Origin of the sequence: Peribacillus sp. NPDC096540 (genome assembly GCF_050278525.1) — a bacterium.
Classification (GTDB): Bacteria; Bacillota; Bacilli; order Bacillales; family DSM-1321; genus Peribacillus.
Map to the genome: position 1 here is coordinate 332,797 of NZ_JBNNTG010000001.1, position 17,584 is coordinate 350,380.

At 38.8% G+C, this 17,584-nt stretch carries 21 protein-coding genes; 13 read left to right on the plus strand and 8 right to left on the minus strand.

What is annotated here, in order from left to right; genetic code table 11:
• Positions 1 to 99: 99 nt before the first annotated feature.
• The gene (locus ACQKMR_RS01535) at positions 100 to 336 is read right to left on the minus strand and encodes a NifU family protein (RefSeq protein WP_427588653.1); all 237 of its coding nucleotides are present in this window, start codon (positions 334 to 336) and stop codon (positions 100 to 102) included.
• A 166-nt stretch (positions 337 to 502) separates the two neighbouring features.
• Between ACQKMR_RS01535 and ACQKMR_RS01540 the strand changes: the two genes are divergently transcribed.
• Entirely contained in the window at positions 503 to 826 is a 324-nt protein-coding gene (locus ACQKMR_RS01540; RefSeq protein ID WP_427695685.1) for a YuzD family protein, read from the plus strand.
• An 86-nt stretch (positions 827 to 912) separates the two neighbouring features.
• On the opposite strand, the gene ACQKMR_RS01545 is transcribed toward ACQKMR_RS01540, so the two are convergent.
• On the minus strand, positions 913 to 1,980 hold the full coding sequence (locus tag ACQKMR_RS01545; protein ID WP_427695686.1) for an NAD(P)/FAD-dependent oxidoreductase: 1,068 nt from the start codon (positions 1,978 to 1,980) through the stop codon (positions 913 to 915).
• A 309-nt stretch (positions 1,981 to 2,289) separates the two neighbouring features.
• On the opposite strand from ACQKMR_RS01545, the gene ACQKMR_RS01550 reads away from it, so the two are divergent.
• Positions 2,290 to 2,526, plus strand: a complete 237-nt coding sequence (locus ACQKMR_RS01550) for a YuzB family protein (RefSeq protein ID WP_427695687.1) — start codon at positions 2,290 to 2,292, stop codon at positions 2,524 to 2,526.
• 96 nt (positions 2,527 to 2,622) lie between these two features.
• Here ACQKMR_RS01550 and ACQKMR_RS01555 read toward each other — a convergent pair whose 3' ends face one another.
• Complete coding sequence (locus ACQKMR_RS01555) at positions 2,623 to 3,321, minus strand: DUF2225 domain-containing protein (RefSeq protein ID WP_427695785.1); 699 nt, start codon at positions 3,319 to 3,321, stop codon at positions 2,623 to 2,625.
• 211 nt (positions 3,322 to 3,532) lie between these two features.
• Between ACQKMR_RS01555 and ACQKMR_RS01560 the strand changes: the two genes are divergently transcribed.
• Positions 3,533 to 3,895, plus strand: coding sequence for a HesB/IscA family protein (locus ACQKMR_RS01560; protein ID WP_427695688.1), 363 nt, complete (start codon positions 3,533 to 3,535; stop codon positions 3,893 to 3,895).
• A 380-nt stretch (positions 3,896 to 4,275) separates the two neighbouring features.
• Here the strand turns inward: ACQKMR_RS01560 and ACQKMR_RS01565 are convergent, their stop codons facing one another.
• On the minus strand, positions 4,276 to 4,419 hold the full coding sequence (locus ACQKMR_RS01565; RefSeq protein WP_427695689.1) for a hypothetical protein: 144 nt from the start codon (positions 4,417 to 4,419) through the stop codon (positions 4,276 to 4,278).
• A 273-nt stretch (positions 4,420 to 4,692) separates the two neighbouring features.
• Entirely contained in the window at positions 4,693 to 5,685 is a 993-nt protein-coding gene (locus tag ACQKMR_RS01570; protein ID WP_427695690.1) for an NAD(P)/FAD-dependent oxidoreductase, read from the minus strand.
• Positions 5,686 to 6,172: 487 nt separating this feature from the next.
• On the opposite strand from ACQKMR_RS01570, the gene ACQKMR_RS01575 reads away from it, so the two are divergent.
• The 4 genes from ACQKMR_RS01575 to ACQKMR_RS01590 all read left to right on the plus strand — a co-directional run bounded on the left by ACQKMR_RS01575 (position 6,173) and on the right by ACQKMR_RS01590 (position 9,476).
• Complete coding sequence (locus ACQKMR_RS01575; RefSeq protein ID WP_427695691.1) at positions 6,173 to 7,390, plus strand: NAD(P)/FAD-dependent oxidoreductase; 1,218 nt, start codon at positions 6,173 to 6,175, stop codon at positions 7,388 to 7,390.
• 357 nt (positions 7,391 to 7,747) lie between these two features.
• Positions 7,748 to 8,227: an NUDIX domain-containing protein gene (locus ACQKMR_RS01580; RefSeq protein ID WP_176527503.1), complete on the plus strand. Its 480-nt coding sequence runs from the start codon at positions 7,748 to 7,750 to the stop codon at positions 8,225 to 8,227.
• A gap of 108 nt (positions 8,228 to 8,335) precedes the next feature.
• Complete coding sequence (locus ACQKMR_RS01585; RefSeq protein WP_427695692.1) at positions 8,336 to 8,653, plus strand: YuiB family protein; 318 nt, start codon at positions 8,336 to 8,338, stop codon at positions 8,651 to 8,653.
• A gap of 130 nt (positions 8,654 to 8,783) precedes the next feature.
• Entirely contained in the window at positions 8,784 to 9,476 is a 693-nt protein-coding gene (locus tag ACQKMR_RS01590) for a 3D domain-containing protein (RefSeq protein ID WP_427695693.1), read from the plus strand.
• A 130-nt stretch (positions 9,477 to 9,606) separates the two neighbouring features.
• Here the strand turns inward: ACQKMR_RS01590 and ACQKMR_RS01595 are convergent, their stop codons facing one another.
• Both ACQKMR_RS01595 and ACQKMR_RS01600 read right to left on the minus strand, forming a co-directional pair.
• The gene (locus ACQKMR_RS01595) at positions 9,607 to 10,395 is read right to left on the minus strand and encodes a cobalamin-binding protein (RefSeq protein ID WP_427695694.1); all 789 of its coding nucleotides are present in this window, start codon (positions 10,393 to 10,395) and stop codon (positions 9,607 to 9,609) included.
• A 9-nt stretch (positions 10,396 to 10,404) separates the two neighbouring features.
• Positions 10,405 to 10,887, minus strand: coding sequence for a divergent PAP2 family protein (locus ACQKMR_RS01600; protein ID WP_427695695.1), 483 nt, complete (start codon positions 10,885 to 10,887; stop codon positions 10,405 to 10,407).
• Between the two features lie 270 nt (positions 10,888 to 11,157).
• On the opposite strand from ACQKMR_RS01600, the gene ACQKMR_RS01605 reads away from it, so the two are divergent.
• The gene (locus ACQKMR_RS01605) at positions 11,158 to 12,654 is read left to right on the plus strand and encodes a leucyl aminopeptidase (protein WP_427695696.1); all 1,497 of its coding nucleotides are present in this window, start codon (positions 11,158 to 11,160) and stop codon (positions 12,652 to 12,654) included.
• Positions 12,655 to 12,711: 57 nt separating this feature from the next.
• Here ACQKMR_RS01605 and ACQKMR_RS01610 read toward each other — a convergent pair whose 3' ends face one another.
• Positions 12,712 to 13,107: a hypothetical protein gene (locus tag ACQKMR_RS01610; RefSeq protein WP_427695697.1), complete on the minus strand. Its 396-nt coding sequence runs from the start codon at positions 13,105 to 13,107 to the stop codon at positions 12,712 to 12,714.
• A gap of 255 nt (positions 13,108 to 13,362) precedes the next feature.
• On the opposite strand from ACQKMR_RS01610, the gene ACQKMR_RS01615 reads away from it, so the two are divergent.
• From ACQKMR_RS01615 to ACQKMR_RS01635, 5 genes are all read left to right on the plus strand, one after another.
• Entirely contained in the window at positions 13,363 to 14,112 is a 750-nt protein-coding gene (locus ACQKMR_RS01615) for a GTP cyclohydrolase II (RefSeq protein ID WP_427695698.1), read from the plus strand.
• A gap of 13 nt (positions 14,113 to 14,125) precedes the next feature.
• Positions 14,126 to 15,220, plus strand: a complete 1,095-nt coding sequence (ribD, locus tag ACQKMR_RS01620; protein ID WP_427695699.1) for a bifunctional diaminohydroxyphosphoribosylaminopyrimidine deaminase/5-amino-6-(5-phosphoribosylamino)uracil reductase RibD — start codon at positions 14,126 to 14,128, stop codon at positions 15,218 to 15,220.
• A 26-nt stretch (positions 15,221 to 15,246) separates the two neighbouring features.
• Positions 15,247 to 16,341, plus strand: coding sequence for an FAD-dependent monooxygenase (locus ACQKMR_RS01625; RefSeq protein ID WP_427695700.1), 1,095 nt, complete (start codon positions 15,247 to 15,249; stop codon positions 16,339 to 16,341).
• Positions 16,342 to 16,357: 16 nt separating this feature from the next.
• Positions 16,358 to 16,921, plus strand: coding sequence for a 5' nucleotidase, NT5C type (locus tag ACQKMR_RS01630; RefSeq protein ID WP_427695701.1), 564 nt, complete (start codon positions 16,358 to 16,360; stop codon positions 16,919 to 16,921).
• Positions 16,922 to 17,073: 152 nt separating this feature from the next.
• Positions 17,074 to 17,469 carry a hotdog fold thioesterase gene (locus tag ACQKMR_RS01635; protein WP_427695702.1) on the plus strand — a complete coding sequence of 132 codons (396 nt, stop codon included), beginning with the start codon at positions 17,074 to 17,076 and terminating at the stop codon, positions 17,467 to 17,469.
• Positions 17,470 to 17,584 lie beyond the last annotated feature (115 nt).

Genomic DNA, 17,584 nt, shown 5'->3' on the forward strand with positions numbered 1-17,584 from the left:
TAAATGTTCGTGGCTGTATGTGTATCTAAAAATGATTGAACGTATACTAGCTGAAGTGGTACTCTAGCTAATATACGTTGTACGTTATTTTAAAGGCTATTAGAAAACTTGTTCAACTTCCACTACACCGGGAACTTCTTCAAGAAGAGCGCGCTCAATCCCAGCTTTTAGCGTAATGGTCGAACTTGGGCAGCTTCCGCAAGCTCCTAGTAATCGTAATTTTACAATTCCATCTTCTACGTCAACTAGTTCACAGTCACCGCCATCACGAAGAAGAAACGGACGAAGCTTATCTAGAACATCTTGAACTTGGACTTCCATTGTTTGGTCAGACATTGCAATCGACTCCTTTCCTAATCATATTATAATGCGAAGATAGTAAAAAATCCAACTGTAACTTTGCGGAAATATAATCTATCTTATTCAAGTAAGCTGGGCGAAGGTGAATGATTCTAAAAAGTTATCGAAATGAAGCAAAAAAACTAAAATAAAGGAGGAAGGTATGGTAATGAAAGAAGTTGAGATAGAAGTATATGGGGCGGAACAAATTTGTGCAAGTTGTGTTAATCTTCCCTCTTCGAAAGATACGTGCGAGTGGCTTGAAGCTGCTTTAACGAGAAAGTTTCCTGAGCAGAACTTTAAAATTTCATATATCGATATGTTTAATCCTCCAGAAAATATTAAGCAAAAAAACTTTGCAGCAAAGATGATTGAAGAAGATTTATTTTATCCACTTGTCATCATCGAGAATGAAATCGTTGCGGAAGGAAATGTACGCCTTAAAAAAGTGGTGGAAGCGATGGAAAAACACAGATATAAACTTTAAGTGATATAAATGGAAAGAAAATAAGAAAAAACTGACCCGTTTGGAAGCTTGACGCAACATCTTGGGTCAGTTTATGAAATCTTGAATCAACCGTTATGGTATTTATACATCCATAGAATTCCTGATTTCATCAGGCGTGCTACTCTTCCAGTAATAGGACGATTTGCAACAAGACCGAAACCTTGTTTCTTCCCAAGAGAGCCCAATGTCCCTTTTAATTTCATGGTAGGGAAGCTTTCTGGAAGTGGTTCATTTGCCCATTTTTTTACAAGGACTTGGACGATTTGTTCAGCTTGGGATTCCGCTAATTGGGCACTAGGTGCATGCGGCAGGCTAGCACAGTCGCCGACTACAAAGATGCTATCATTAGTTGGAAGGAAATGCTGAGGCGTCAGAACTGCTCTTCCTTGACGGTCCTTTTCAATATCCATATCGCGGATTATTTTACTTGGCTGAATGCCAGCTGTCCAGACGATGACGTCACTATGAATGACTTCATCGCCATTATATAGAAGGTTTGGTTCAACTTTGGTTATGTTAGAATGATGAATAATTTCAATTGTATGTTTATCAAACCAAGATTCGACAAATGTACTTAATCTTTCTGGGAATGCAGATAGAATATGTGGTCCACGGTCAAATAGCTTAACATTTAAATCAGAACGACTCTCAATCAATTCGCTGGCTAACTCAACACCGCTAAGTCCTCCACCAATTATTGATACAGTTGCACCAGCACCTAAATTATTTAATGCAGAATATGTGCGACGTGATTTATCAATGGTTTGGATACTATAAGTATGTGTGTCTGCACCAGGAATATTGTGGTATTTATCTTCGCAGCCAAGGCCAATAACTAAATCATCATAAACAACAGGCTCTTGATTTTCTATAATAACTTGTTTATTTTCCATATCGATGGAAAGTACTTCTCCGTATACGTTCTTCAAGCGAGGATGTTCTGGAAATGCAACACGGATGTGCTGATCAGGAATGGTACCTGCTGCTAAAGCATAATATTCCGTTTTTAAGCAGTGATAAGGATTACGGTCGATAAGCGTGATGCTCACATTTTCAGGAAGCTGATTAGGCAGCAATCTTTGCAACATGCGCATACCACCATAGCCACCACCAAGTATGACTAAATTCTTCATATGTTTTTTTCCCCTTTATTTGATCTCTTGAAAAATTTGTTAATTATTTCACTTGTGAAAGTAAATGTCCTACTATAGGATTCCCCAAAATGAATCCCTTTAAAATTTAATTAAATATATATACCCCAATTTAGTAAGAATAAAAATAAATAAATGATTTTCTTGTTTTACATACCCAGACAAAAGTATAACGAATATAAAGGGAAATCACAACCGGTATCTTAAAATCGGCTTATTATTTGTGCGTAAATATTGACTGTATATGGAAAATGTAATAAGATGAATTGTTAATAACGATGAGGTGAAACAATGTATCCGATTATTGAATTTTGTGTAAGTAATCTAGCCAGTGGTGCTCAAGAGGCTTTGGAAAGATTAGAACGCGATCCTAATTTAGATATTATTGAATATGGTTGTCTGGGGCATTGTGGTAGATGTTCCAGTAACTTATACGCACTTGTAAATGGTGAAGTGATTTTTGGGGATACAACGGATGAACTGGTAGAAAAAATATATAAGTTTATTGATGAGTATCAAATGTCTTAATCATCAATAACAATCAAAAAGGCTGTTCCTTATGGGGGAGTCTTTTTGATTGTTATAAAATAGGATAAGATTCATTTTCCATTAAGCGCAGCGACATTAAATTGTGCACGATTCTTCTTTGATTTCCTGCAAGCGGTCCCTAGCCATTTGAATAATGGAAGCTTCTCGCGCACTTTTCTTACTTTCGAAAACCATTGAGAAATACTTAATGGCTGCCTTGTTATTCCCTATTCTCTTTGAAATATCGCCTGCGAGATATAGTATTCTGGTTTCTGATACTTGAGTCCCACTGAAGTCTCCAGTTGAATACGATGCCTCATATTCCTGAAGTGCAAATTTCAAGAATCTTTTTTCTTGTTCCGATGTTTGATTGATTCTATACAACCAGGCAATCCGTAAATAGATTCCGGCAAGAATTATATGTTTTTCCTTTTTTAATGATCCACAATAACTGGCAAGCTTGTAGGTATTGATAGCATCCTTGATGGATCTCTCATCACTAAAATGATGGGGGATCCACTGGGAGCTGATTTTTTCTTCAATGACTTCCTTCGTTGTCGGAGGGAAGTATCGAGAGAAATCTTCCGAATAGGAAAAGCCGCAGTACGGGCAAACAAAAATATTATAATAGAGGGCGTTGATAGTGGAAGTGGAATCATAAATGGGACAAAAATCTGTATCATATTTGGTTATTTTAACAAAGCGAGAGAGTACCCTTTTTGTGGTTGATGTTTTTTTGCACAGAAGGCATTCCATGCTTTTGTCATATAGAGGCCTTGAATCTTCGATAAAGATTCCCCCTTACATTAATTTTGATTAAAAGACTATTTACTTGGTTCATTATACCTACAAATCTTATGATAACCTAATTTTTATAAAATGTTGGTAAAACAGGAGATGGAAGATTAATTTTTTCGAGCTGGAAAATTGAGCGGGTGAAATTCTTTGGTATATACTATAAGGAGAAATAGTCTATCTCACATATCAGAAGAAGGAGGGATTTATTGTGAGTGAAGTTGTTCAAATAACGGAAGCTGCTGCTTTTCAGATAAAAGAAATGATGAAGCAAAATGGTGAAGAAGGTTCCTTTTTAAGAGTGGCTGTTAAAGGCGGAGGCTGCAGTGGATTATCCTACGGAATGGGTTTCGAACAAGAGCCCGGAGAGAAAGATGGCCAGCTGGAACAGTTTGAAATTAAGATCCTTGTGGATAAAGAGGATGCAGATATATTGAATGGAACAGTAATTGATTATAAACAAACGATGATGGGCGGAGGCTTTACAATTGAAAACCCAAATGCTATCGCGTCATGCGGTTGTGGGTCTTCTTTCAAAACAGCAAAAAACGCTGGTACGCCGGAGAATTGCTAACAAATCTTGATTGATTGTTGAAAAAAAGGTGAGCACTTTGAAAAGTGCTCACCTTTTTAGTGCTCATTAATTAAGCGATGCTTTTATATATATAGTGCAAAGCTTCCTTGATTGGAAGGTTGCCGCCCGGAATTCTCAAATGTTTTTCCTCTGTGATAGAATGAGCAAGAACTGGAGCAACATCGGCTCTTGGAATTGATTGATTTGTAGGGATGGTCCTCTTGTGCTTCTGCCCACAGCTTTGTCATTGGTACGGGCGGTGTAAGTCATTCAGTGTCCATCCGTATCATGTTTTGCTTCAAGATAGTGGCGAAGTGCTCCTTGAACTTGCTTGTTGTGGATAATCAGAACCAACAGAGCTTTACATTACAAACGATCGATCAATCGATGCCCTTCATCTTAGCGACATCAATTAATTTAATTTCCCCATTCTTATCCACAGCTGTCGCTTTATCAGATCCTGTTTTTGGTCCGGATATGGTTGGAAATATGATGGCTTCCATGTTATCCACTGCTTTATCCACATTACCCTCTAAATCTGCGCATATTCCGACTGTGGATAACTATTTTTTTATTAATTATCCACAGTGCTTAACCTTGGCAAGTATAGGGTGTCCACCAAGTTCTTTAATAGTTAGAGCTTGTTCTTATTTCCGGATCATGCCATACACTGTAAGTAGTGGATTTTTTGATAATTCCTCAATAATAATGCTTTCCAGTTGTTCCGTTAATATGGGGACAATAAAAAAACCGGCTTTGATTATGCCGGTTCATGCGTTGAATAAAAAGTTTGTTAATTAAAACATAGAGGAACTGTGCATAGGCTGAACTTTTGCTTTTGGATCAATATATTGCTTAGCGTGATTAACAGCTGTTGGAGCCTCGCCAAAACCACTTGCAATTAATTTAACTTTGCCGTCATAGGTTGCAATATCTCCTGCAGCATAGATTCCGGGGATGTTTGTTTCCATTCTGGAGTTCACTAAGATGCTATTTTTCTGAATATCAAGTCCCCATTCTTTAATGGGACCCAAAGACGAAACGAAACCGTAGTTTACAATGACTGCATCTACTTCTAAAGTTTCTGTATCTTCACCATTTGTATCCTTAAGGACCACTGTATGGATTTGATTTTTAGTACCAATCAATTCTGCAGGTATGTAAGGGGTTTTTATTTCAACTTTTGAATTTTTAAGGTTTTCTACACTATGTTCGTGAGCACGGAACTTATCTCTTCTGTGAATGATACTTACCTTCTCAGCAATAGGCTCAAGCATTAGTGCCCAGTCGACTGCTGAATCCCCGCCTCCGAAGACTACCACTTTTTTGCCTTCAAAATGATTAAGGTCATCGATGAAATAGTGCAGGTTGTTACTTTCGTATTTTTTTGCATCTTCAATTTCGATGCGGCGCGGTTGAAATGCTCCATTCCCAGCTGTGATAATAATGGTTTTAGAATAATGGATTTCTTTATCAGTCGTTAACTTGAATACGCCATCGGCTTGTTTTTCTACTTCTTGTACGGATTGTTCTAAGACAACAGTTTGTTCAAACTTTGCCATTTGCTCTTTCAGATTATTGACTAATTCCTGAGCGCGGACTTTAGGGAAACCTGCGATATCATAAATGTATTTCTCAGGATAAAGGGCTGACAATTGCCCACCTAATTGTGGGAGACTCTCAATGATTTTCACGGATGCTTGTCTCATGCCACCATAAAATGCAGTAAATAGTCCGACTGGGCCTCCGCCAATGATGGTAATATCATAAACTTTTTCATTTACTTCCAACGTTATCCCTCCGATATACTAGGTTTGCTCAAATTTATTCTCTTATTTTACCATAGATAAAGTTTTAAAAAACGGAGAAAGATTCGAAATGTAAGAAAGTTTCGACAATAAGGAAGGCATGCTAAATAAATTAGAATGTGAAATTACTTCGCTATCCTATGTCAAGTAGGTTAAAGTGCTCTTTCTAGTATAAAAAGGGTAGTAAAATACCGCATAATCGCTAAGTAATTAGTACCATTTTTTATCAGTATTTTAATAAGAAAAAATTCAGATTGTTACTTGAAAAAGGTTGGGAAAAGGACTAAAATTTACATAGACATCATTTTGTAAAAATTTTATGAACTTTTTATGACAATTCTGAAGTAGTACGTGAAAGAAGGCACAAATGTATAAGAGTGCTTTTTATAATGGAAATTAATAAGATAGTGAATAGATTTTAGTTATGGGAAGCATCACAAGAAAATATCGTAAAGGTGGACGAATACTTTTGAAAAAGCCAACTATCGTTGTTTTAGGAGCAGGTTATGGTGGATTAATGACAGTTACTCGCTTACAAAAAGCATTAGGTCAAAATGAAGCAGAAATCGTATTAGTTAACAAAAATGATTACCACTATGAAACAACCTGGCTACATGAAGCATCTGCTGGAACTCTTCACCACGATCGTGTACGTTACCCAATCAAAAGTGTAATCAACAGCAGTAAAGTTAAATTCATCCAAGACTCTGTTATAGAAGTTAAAACCGAAGACAAAAAAGTTATTCTTGAAAACGGCGAAGTTTCTTATGATTTCCTAGTGGTAGGACTTGGACCAGAATCGGAAACTTTCGGAATTCAAGGGTTAAAAGAATATGCTTTCTCTATCTCTAACGTAAACACTGCACGTAAAATCCGTGATCACATTCAATTGCAATTTGCTACTTACAGCTCAGAAGTTGAGAAAAATGAAGATCGCTTGACAATCGTTGTTGGTGGAGCAGGATTTACGGGTATCGAATTCCTTGGAGAATTAGCTAACCGTGTCCCTGAACTTTGTAAAGAATACGATATCGATTTCCAAAAAGTTCGTATGTACTGTGTAGAAGCAGCACCAGCTGTACTTCCAGGTTTCGATCCAGAATTAGTGGACTATGCTGTATCTTACCTTGAGAAAAAAGGTGTGGAATTCAAAATCGGTACTCCGATTAAAGGTGCTACTCCTGAAGGTATTATCGTTGCAAAAGGCGAAGATGAAGTAGAAGAAATCAAAGCAGGAACTGTAGTATGGGCAGCTGGCGTACGTGGTAGCTCAGTTATTGAAGCTTCTGGCTTTGAAGCAATGCGCGGACGTATTAAAGTAAACCTTGATATGCGTGCACCAGGTCATGACGATATCTTCATCGTAGGTGACTGTGCATTAATCATCAACGAAGAAATTAATCGTCCATACCCTCCTACTGCACAGATTGCTATGCAGCAAGGTGAAGTTATTGCGAAAAACCTCACTAAATTAGTACGTAACCAAAGCGACCTTGAGACTTTCACGTTCGAAAACAAAGGAACTGTATGTTCACTTGGTGATAACAATGCGATTGGCGTTGTATTCGGCAAGAAAGTTACAGGTAAAACCGCTTCATTTATGAAGAAAATGGTTGATAATAGAGCATTATTAATGATTGGTGGAGCTTCCCTAGTTGCTAAAAAAGGTAAATTCAACGTCCTTTAATTCTAAAATATATTCTGAAAGCCGTTTGGGGATCTTCCCTGAATGGCTTTTTTTAGTTCTGTTAATTAATAATGAAACATCTGAATCTTTACGCAAGTATGTATCCTGGAAATAATGATACTCACTTTGTGAGAGGTGAGGAGTATATGCCTTTCAGATGGGAATACAATGAAAATCATAAGTATTGGTATTAGATTAGATTGATAAAGTTTTGTGCGTCACAGACATATTATTGATTAGGTCAAACACTTGAATATACGGATAGTATCTGTTTTACTATACGTTCTACTGTAATTCCATGGGAAAAATGGTTTACACTACAAATGGTGGAGATTAAATAGAGGGAAGTGGGATTTGGTGGAACGCTGCAAAAATGTTTGGCTAGCTGTATCTGGTCTTGTGATATCCGATACGGGTGAATGGCTGGTCGTCAACAAACGTTACGGCGGGTTGAAGGGGCAGTGGTCTCTTCCTGCCGGTTTTGTCAAAAATGATGAAACCGTTGATGAAGCTGTCATAAGAGAAGTGTTGGAGGAGACAGGCATTCATACAGAAATTGAAGGTATGGTAGGTGTAAGAAGCGGGGTAATTAAAGGGGAAATAAGTGATAATATGTTAGTGTTTTTACTTAAGCCGCTTAGTTTTGAAGTGACCGCTCAATTGGATGAATTGTATGAAGCTAAATTTTATGATCCTGATTTACTCATACAGGAAGGTAAGCAATCTTTATTATTGGAGCAACTATTAGCTTTTAAAAAGGAAAGGATGCAGACGATGCTTGACGGGCTAAACCCGGGAAATCAATTTGGGTATACATCGTATAAATTATTTATGTGATTTGGTTAATTATCGTTTGTTCGGTATTATTTGGTATTAAGTCGTTGACGTACCAATTAAGTTTTCAGTAAACTAAAAGTGTTGCTTTTAAGGAGGGTCTAGAATAACATGCCATTGCCTGTTTTAATTATCTCAATTCTCTTATTTTTTATATTATTTTTCGGTATAGGCTTTTTGCTTAATATGCTCTTTCGTTCTTCATGGATCATGGTCATCTTATTTCCAATCGTTTTCATCATCATTGTTAATGAAACTAAGTTAATCGAATATTTCAGAAATCCGGGGATATCATTTTCTCAGCTTGGGACTAACCTAACTTCCTTGCATACTGCGGATATCATAATTTTATCAAGTGGGTTACTTGGTGCGGTTTTAGCTGGAGTCGTTATTAAGATTTTAAGAAATAAAGGATATCAAATGTTTTAAATATGAAGGGCTGTCATTTATAGGCAGTCTTTTTTATTTTTTAGGATAAAATTGTTTTTATGTATTATATGAATACTTTCACTAGGAAAAGGGAACAAATATCCTTGTGAGAGGAGTGAAACAAATATACATGAAAATTTTAAAGACATTATTTTTGAGGGTTGCTATCATCATATTATTTATCTTAGCTATTGAATCAACCTTAAATCATGTTTTTGGAGCATCGCCAGAAGTTCATCCTTTAGAGGATGCTATGAGACAAAATCGAATGTTTGGTCTCGAATATAAAGCCGTACATAGAGGGAGTCATGTCGCAACACTATTGGCCTCCGCTTCAATGAGCAAAAGTCCAGCAACTATTGAAGAGGCAATTGAGCTCTCTAAATATCCTAAGCATGAGGTTTTGGCAACAGGATATACAGCAGGGTATGAGTCGACCGGAAAGTACCCGGAAAGCCCATCTTATGGGATTACATATTCAGGGGTGAAGGTGAAGAGGGATCTGTTTTCCACCATTGCCGCTGACCTTACGGTGTTTCCGCTAGGCACCATCCTTTGGATACCTGGTTATGGGTTTGGAGTGGTAGCAGATAAGGGTGGAGCGATAAAAGGGAATCACCTCGATCTATACTACGAAACGGTACAAGATGTATATGAGAACTGGGGAAAGAAAACCCTAGAAGTATATATTGTGCAAAGAGGGAATGGAAATTTATCAGAAGAGCAATTAAACAAATTGAATGAAACCAAAGTTAGGCAGGTCTTTAAGCATAGAATTGCCGAAAAAGCATTAAACAATAAAGTGTCTTCCTTTGCTTTTTAAAAGCTAAGTAGAAAAATACTTTGACTATTAAAATTCAAATTGTAGGAATTGGGAGTTTTAAAAAAGAGCTGACTCAACTTGGAGTCAGCTTTTTCTGACGTAATTTTAGTAATAGCGATGCTTCATTAACTTACCTAATACTGCTGTAGGCCTCAGGGTGAAGAGTCATGGCCAGCTTTGACAATCCATCTAGTAAACGGGGGGAAGGCCTGCAGAATAAAGGTTCCTCCATAATATGGATGTTATTATCTCGGACAGCCTTCATCTCAGCCCACCCATTCCGTTTCCTGACCAATTCAGGTTTTACTTTTCGTAAAGGGACACCGACCCAGGCTAAACAAATATGATCGGGATTCTTTGTTTGGACCTCTTCGGAAGGAACCTGAATACTTGCCATATCTATCTCTTCAAAAAGATTATATCCACCGGCCAGCCGGCTGATCTCCGTTAACCAGTTAACCCCCCCAGGACTGAATATGGGATTGGGCCACCATTCCCAATATAGGGATGGTTTTGTTTCGATTTTGTCGGCGATCGTTTTATATTGCAAAATAGTCGCCCGGAATTTGGCAGCCTGTTCTTCTGCCATATCATTAGCATGAATGGCCTTGCCAAGTGTCAGCAAATCCTGGGCGATATCTTCAAGCGATTGAGGGTTAAAAATAATATAAGGGAGATTTCTTTCTTTTAGTGCTTTAATATTTTTTTCCATGCCAGGTACACTCAGTGAAGCCAGCACCAAATCAGGCTTTAATGATTCTACGAGATCGATATTAATCGACAAATCCGGACCGACTTTTGGCAGATGCTGAATGGATTCAGGCCAATCGGAATAGTCATCAATTGCAATCAGCTGTTCTTCAATACCCAAATATGTGCAGAGCTCTGTATTACTTGGGCAAAGAGAAATTATTTTCATATTAACCACCTACCCTTGAAAGATAAAAAAGTGAAGAACAAGTGCAATGAATACTCCTGTTAAGGCACCGAAAAAGACCTCAATAGGTTTATGGCCTAGCAGTTCCTTTAATTGTTGCTGTTTCTGTTTATCCGCTTTTTTCTGCCAATTCTTTGCTTGTTCGACAAACGTATTGAAGTCTGTTACTAGTTGATTTAAGACGGCCGCCTGTTCTCCTGCCTGCCGTCTTACTCCAGTCGCATCAAACATCGTGATGACGGCAAATATAGTAGCAACGGCAAAGACCGGGGAGTTCATACCGGTTTCTATCCCCACGGCTACGGTAAGGGCGGACACAGCCGCTGAGTGAGAGCTTGGCATACCGCCAGTTGAGTTAAGAAGTGACCAGTCAACTTTACGAAAAGCGATAAAATGAATTGGTACTTTAATGAATTGAGCAAAGAAAATAGCGATTAATGCTGCGATTAAAGGGAAGTTAAAAAATATTTCCAAAAGTATCAGCCTTCTTTCTGATTATAAAATAACGTTGAAATCTATTTAAGTAAATAAGAAATCTTGCTTCTTTCATCGGGTTCTTATTATACTTTCCATCAAATCCTGTCGATTCCCTGCTTGTAAGAGTAAATAAGATCTTTCTTATACTATTTCTCTAAATGCGGGTATTCTAAACTATATCTCTTATTATTATTAACATCGGTCCTTATTCGAAAATTTCGAAAAATTTCGTTATAATAAAGTTAATTAAATGGAGGAGGTATCAGAATGTTTACAGTAAAAAATTCCTTGAATATAGATGTTACCGAAGAATGCCTGATTATAGGCGTTTTTGACCGGCCTATAAAATTCACAGGTATAGGAAAAGAAGCAGATGAGAAATTATCCGGTCAACTTACTGAATTAGTGAAGGCAGGCGAAATCTCTTTCAAGAAAAAATCAGTTGTTAAAATACATACATTAGGACAATTAGGAGTAAAGAGATTAATGTTTGTAGGGTTGGGCAAGGAAAAAGAGCTTACCCTTGAAACGTTGCGTGAAGCTCTGGGGAAATCGCGTAAAACCATTGCTGAATCAAAACTAACGACGCTTTCGATAGCTTTGGATACATTTACGACTGAAAACTTGGATGCACTAGACGCCGCCCATGCCTTTTCTGAGGCATTCGAGTTGGCTTCCTATAAGTTTGCAGGCTACAAACAAAAGTCGAATCAGGCTGAAAAAAATATTGAATCAATTACGGTCTATAGTGAATTTGATAACGAAGAAGTTGGAGCTGCCCTTCATGTTGGCCGTATTTTTGGAAGAGCAACGAATTCAGCCAGAACATTGGTTAACACACCAGGCAATTTGTTGACATCAAAGGATTTGGCTGACTATTCATCTACTTTAGGTGAACGTTATGGTTTTGAAGTAGAAATCCTTGAGAAAGAAGACATGCTCAAGTTAGGTATGGGTGCCTTTCTTGCAGTTAATCAAGGATCGGTCGAACCTCCGAAAATGATTGTCCTTAAGTATCAAGGCAAAGAAGAATGGACAGATGTTATTGGGTTGGTGGGAAAAGGAATCACTTTTGATACTGGTGGTTATTCATTGAAAACAAAGGCTGGAATCGTCGGAATGAAGACGGATATGGGCGGAGCGGCAGCAGTTTTAGGTGCAATGGAAATTATAGGTGAATTAGGACCGGATCAAAATGTCGTAGCTGTCATTCCTTCTACTGATAACATGATCAGCGGCGATGCCTTTAAGCCGGATGATGTGATTACTGCCATGAGCGGCAAAACGATTGAGGTATTGAATACTGATGCGGAAGGACGACTTGTATTGGCGGATGCCCTAACGTACGCTAAACATCATGGTGCAGAATATCTTGTTGACGTTGCAACCTTAACTGGTGGTGTTATAACAGCCCTAGGTATGGATATGACAGGTGCAATGACCAATAACGTGGAATTCTATGAGCAAGTCCTTAAAGCCTCAGAGGAAGCGGGAGAGCCGATGTGGCGTCTGCCTATTACTGAAAAAGACAAAGAACGGGTGCGCAACAGCAAAATAGCGGACTTGAATAATTCACCAGGTGGAGCTGGACATGCGATCATGGGCGGCGCCTTTATTGGTGAATTTGCCGAAGCAACTCCATGGGTGCATCTCGATATTGCCGGAACATCCACGACCTCGAGTAGCTCCGAATTATGCACAGCCGGGGCTACTGGAGTCATGGCACGTACGCTCGCCCTGTTGGTTGAAACTTTCGAATCGTAAACAAAAGAACCGAAGCCGAAAAAAGGGGCTTCGGTTTTTTGAACAGATTTGCATTACCTACATATTCCTCCATTTCAAGCTGACGATGATATGACTATTCTCATCCCCTATTGAATGGAAATGAAAGCGTATTCCATCAGGGTTATACATGATGTCAGGTACGGTTTTGACGCCTGTCTTTCGGATCATATCCATCACGACAGTCTTTTTTGATTCTTGAGCAGCAGTCATTAACCTAGTAGAGAAGGGCATGGATGTGGCTATAGTATCCACGACTTTTTTTACATCTAGTAGTAAAGATTGCGATGTCTTTGCTGATTTAACTAACAGATCTGGATTAGTGGCCGTGAGGGGGCGGAACATTGGTCTTGCTGATTTTCGATACATATTCTCTGGCTTGTCACAAATCGGAAAAAGGTCAGGGTCGTATAAAAAATAAGGGAAATCATCCAATATGTTGCCTTCCTTTCCTTAGTCTATCTATAGACACGTTTTCTTTATACGTTAAAATATGTATTATAGATAGCCGATATGATAATGGTTTGTGAATATCCATTTTTCTAAGTAAAACCTTCTTTTAAAATTAGAAACATGCACACACTATTATTTGTAAACTCCTTCATTTACAGGTATAGTGTATAGTAATATACTTACTTACCTAAAGTAAGGGCTAGGCTCACTAAAAATTATAAAATAGGTGATGGTATTATGAAAATAACTAAGCAAACAAAAGACCTTTTAATAGATAAAATGAATATCCTTAAAACTCCAGGAAAAGATGATTTGTGCCTAGTGGGACCAGTGAATCTTCCAGTTGAACAAGGTGAATTCTCTACTGTTTTTCAATGGTATACATGGCTCCAGTTAGATGGTACTGAGAACGACAAGGAAACAGTGCTTGAGTCGCTTTCAGATGCAAACTTGGCTTTTGGTCAGCAATCTTCTGTATTGGTGTACGGTGATTTCCAGAAGTCGGAGGATGCACTGGTTCGTATGCATAGCATCTGTCATACAGGCGATATTTTTGGCAGTAAACGCTGTGATTGTGGATACCAGCTTCACCAATCGATGAAGATGATAGCTGACCATGGTTGCGGTGCTATTTTTTACCTTGCAGACCATGAAGGAAGAGGGATTGGCTTATTCTCGAAATCCTTGGCATATTTGCTTCAGCAAGAGGGTTATGACACTGTTGAAGCGAATCAGGCTTTAGGATTTGAAGATGACACGCGGTCCTATGAGGGTGCCATTAGAGTGTTGAGTGAACTACGTGAGAATCCAGTGACTTTGATTACGAATAACCCGAAAAAGTTGAATGCTCTTAAAAAGCATGGACTTGCGGCTAAAGACCATATCCCACTTTGGGGAGGTTTGACGGACGATAATAGTTTCTATCTGGATACAAAGGTTAAGAAGTCTGGGCATATTCCGCAAAAGAAGCCTACTTTGATTGTGTAAGGAGAGTTGTGCTATGAATAATGATCAATATTACATGAAATTGGCGCTTGATTTAGCGTCCAGTGCTAAAGGAAAGACGAATCCGAATCCAGTAGTTGGGGCAGTTTTAGTAAAAGACGGTGTCATTGCCGGAACCGGGATACATCGTAAAGCGGGTGAGCCGCATGCGGAGGTTCATGCGTTTAAAATGGCGGGGGATTATGCGAAAGATGCGACTCTTTACGTCACCCTTGAGCCATGTTCCCATTATGGAAAGACACCTCCGTGTGCTAATTTAGTAAAAGAATCAGGTGTACGTCGGGTTGTAGTGGCTACACAAGACCCAAACCCTGAAGTTGCAGGAAGAGGAATTTCAATTCTTCGGAATGCAGGAATTGAAGTGGAAGTCGGCGTTTTGGAAAAGGAAGCCCAAAGACTGAATGAGCGTTTTATTCACAATATGATTACAAATCGTCCATTTGTCCTTTCTAAATATGCGATGACGCTCGATGGCAAGCTTGCGACCCATACAGGCCATTCTAAGTGGATTACAGGAGAAGAGTCTCGCCACTCTGTTCATCTCCTTCGTGATGAAGTTGATGCTATCCTCATTGGCATTGGGACTGTATTGGCTGATAACCCATCCTTAACGACTCGGCTTCCAGAAGGCGGAGGGAAGAATCCAATACGAATCATTTTAGACAGTGAACTCCGGGTTCCATTAGATGCCAATGTTGTTCAGGTATCGGAAGCGAAAACCGTGATAGTGACGCAGGAAAATGCATCTGTAGATAAAATTGCTGCCTTAAGTGAAAAGGGAATTGAATTCATTATTGTTCCAAAAACAGATGCAGGTTTGGATTTGAGGATTCTGATGGAAGAACTATATAAAAAAGGGATAACGGATGTCTTACTTGAGGGCGGAAGCGAAGTAAACGCATCATTCCTAAGAGCAGGACTCATCGACAAGTACTTGATTTATGTCGCACCTAAACTATTAGGCGGGAGAAACTCGCTTACACCATTTAGCGGAATCGATGTAGATACAATGGATGAAGCAATGGATGTTTCCATCTCTAGTGTGGACATGTCTGGAGAGGATATCTGTATCGTTGCTTATCCCAAATAAAAAATAGACAACAGGTGAAAAAGCACATGGTGGTTAAATCAGATGTATGCATTGTCGGATCAGGACCTGGTGGAGCGCTATTAGCCTACCTATTGGCCAAACAAGACATATCAGTCATCTTACTTGAGAGGCATTCAGAAGTAGCAAGAGAGTTTCGGGGTGAGTACTTAAACGATGAAGGAGAAAGCATTCTTAAAAAGCACGGCTTATTCGAGGATGTGGAAGAGCTTGGCTTGCTAAGAATGGAGCAAATTGAATATTGGCAGGACGGCCAAGTGTTTAAGATGGTTTTTCCTGAAGTTACTAAAGATAATCTTGGCATCCATGTCCCTCAAAATCACCTGCTTACGGCTATATTGAATGAAGCAAAAAAGCTCGATTCTTTTCAATTGATGATGAACACGAGGGTGACTGACCTAATTCAGAACGAAGTGGGCCAATATACTGGTGTGGAAGCTCGAAAAGAAGGAAACAACATTAGAGTGGAAAGCTCATTGATTATCGGGGCGGACGGCAGATTTTCTACGGTTAGAAAGAAAGCGGAAATTCCTGTGGTTATTAAAAACCATGGCTATGATTTGCTTTGGGCTAAGATCCCTGCTCCACAGGGATGGAAACCTTCCATCAAGATGGCGTTGGTCAATGATTCCCAGCTTGCCCTCTTCACTCAGGCAGGAGGTTTCATACAAATCGGGTGGAATATTGAACATGGTTCTTATCCTCATCTGCGAAAACAACCATTTGAGCCATTTATTGAAAAATTGATTTTAGCCTTCCCGGAGTTAAAGAGTGTGGTGCGAGAAAATATCCACTCCTGGCAGGATTTTATTTTATTGGATGTTTACAGTAGCTATTGTGAAACGTGGACAAAAGATGGGGTTGCTTTATTGGGCGATGCGGCACATACGATGACACCTACAGGTGCGTTTGGCCTTAATTGTGCAATGAAGGATGCAGATATATTAGCTGATCTTATTCAAGAATGCATCATGCAGCAGGATACCAGCTTTTTTGGTCTGAAAATGGCTGAGCCGAAAAGAAAAGCCGAGATTGAAAAATTACAGGCCGTTCAAGTGGACAAGGAAATTTCCTTCGCATCACAGTTTGCCGTTTATGTTTGAATGAGGAGTGAAGGATATGAAATTTGGTTTTGATATAGACGATACTCTTATTAATTTGAGGGAGTTTGCGTTCCATCTATATAATAAAAAGCTTAATAAGAATGTAGAGTTAACGGAATTCAGGGCATTAAAAACGCTAGAGATCCATGAAGCTTTCGGGTTGGATAAAGAGGCTGGAGGAAAGATGTGGAACAGCCTTGCCGAAGAAGTCTATTATTCATCCTGTCCAGCCTTTGAGGGCGCAGTAGAGACGTTACAGGAGCTTGAACGCGAAGGACACGAGGTATTTTACATTACCGCCAGAAAGTCGGAGCATGGTGAACGGACGAAAAAATGGTTAATCGAAAACGGCTTTCCTGTTAAGGACGAACATTTTTATTGCGGTATGAAGGATCATGAAAAAATTGATACGATTCGCGAATTGGAATTGGATTATTACTTTGATGATAAACCGGCAGTCTTAGAAACATTATTAGATATTCCTACGAAAGTATATGCTATGGATAACTCTTATAATAGGGAAATGAATATTCCAAGATTGACAAGTTGGTTGGAACTGAAAGAGATTCTTTCAAAGTAACGCACTATCATAATAGGATGAAGGATGACTTGATTAGACGTGAGTCATCCTTTTTATATATAATAATAAAAATATTTATGCCTTTTTATTTCTTAATAAAAAGGTAAAATTATCTAGATGATGAAAAATCAAAATGAGTTGGGGGTATAGAGATGGAGATTAATATCGAAAAGTCACTGATCGGTACGCTAGGAATTGAAATGAAGGAAATAAGGGATGGGAAAGTCGTTGCGACGATGCCAGTTGATGAACGAACAAGGCAGCCACTTGGTTTATTACATGGAGGAGCATCCGTAGCCCTTGCAGAAACAGTCGCAAGCGTAGGTGGAATGCAGCTTGTTGATAGCACGAAACAGGCAGTCGTTGGTCTTGAAATCAATGCTAATCATGTAAGAGGCGTGCGTTCTGGTCATGTTATCGCAGAAGGGAACATAATCCATCGCGGGAAGTCAACGATGGTATGGGATGTGAAAATCCGTGATAAAGAAGATCAACTTATCTGTATCTCACGCTGTACATTAGCTATTATTGATTTACCAAAAAAGTGAGTAAAAAATGACAATGAATAAAATTGATCAGTTATGTAAAAATAACTCAGTGTTTTTGTAATCTAGTTCCCTTTTCTTGATTCTACATATCTTGGGTTAATATAGTAATGGTGTA

Bases quoted from the DNA above. Each gene is read 5' to 3' on its own strand.
- ACQKMR_RS01535 (WP_427588653.1), bottom strand. From the start codon at position 336: ATGTCTGACCAAACAATGGAAGTCCAAGTTCAAGATGTTCTAGATAAG.
- ACQKMR_RS01540 (WP_427695685.1), top strand. From the start codon at position 503: ATGGTAATGAAAGAAGTTGAGATAGAAGTATATGGGGCGGAACAAATT.
- ACQKMR_RS01545 (WP_427695686.1), bottom strand. From the start codon at position 1,980: ATGAAGAATTTAGTCATACTTGGTGGTGGCTATGGTGGTATGCGCATG.
- ACQKMR_RS01550 (WP_427695687.1), top strand. From the start codon at position 2,290: ATGTATCCGATTATTGAATTTTGTGTAAGTAATCTAGCCAGTGGTGCT.
- ACQKMR_RS01585 (WP_427695692.1), top strand. From the start codon at position 8,336: ATGCCATTGCCTGTTTTAATTATCTCAATTCTCTTATTTTTTATATTA.
- ACQKMR_RS01590 (WP_427695693.1), top strand. From the start codon at position 8,784: ATGAAAATTTTAAAGACATTATTTTTGAGGGTTGCTATCATCATATTA.
- ACQKMR_RS01595 (WP_427695694.1), bottom strand. From the start codon at position 10,395: ATGAAAATAATTTCTCTTTGCCCAAGTAATACAGAGCTCTGCACATAT.
- ACQKMR_RS01605 (WP_427695696.1), top strand. From the start codon at position 11,158: ATGTTTACAGTAAAAAATTCCTTGAATATAGATGTTACCGAAGAATGC.
- ACQKMR_RS01615 (WP_427695698.1), top strand. From the start codon at position 13,363: ATGAAAATAACTAAGCAAACAAAAGACCTTTTAATAGATAAAATGAAT.
- ribD (WP_427695699.1), top strand. From the start codon at position 14,126: ATGAATAATGATCAATATTACATGAAATTGGCGCTTGATTTAGCGTCC.
- ACQKMR_RS01625 (WP_427695700.1), top strand. From the start codon at position 15,247: ATGGTGGTTAAATCAGATGTATGCATTGTCGGATCAGGACCTGGTGGA.
- ACQKMR_RS01630 (WP_427695701.1), top strand. From the start codon at position 16,358: ATGAAATTTGGTTTTGATATAGACGATACTCTTATTAATTTGAGGGAG.
- ACQKMR_RS01635 (WP_427695702.1), top strand. From the start codon at position 17,074: ATGGAGATTAATATCGAAAAGTCACTGATCGGTACGCTAGGAATTGAA.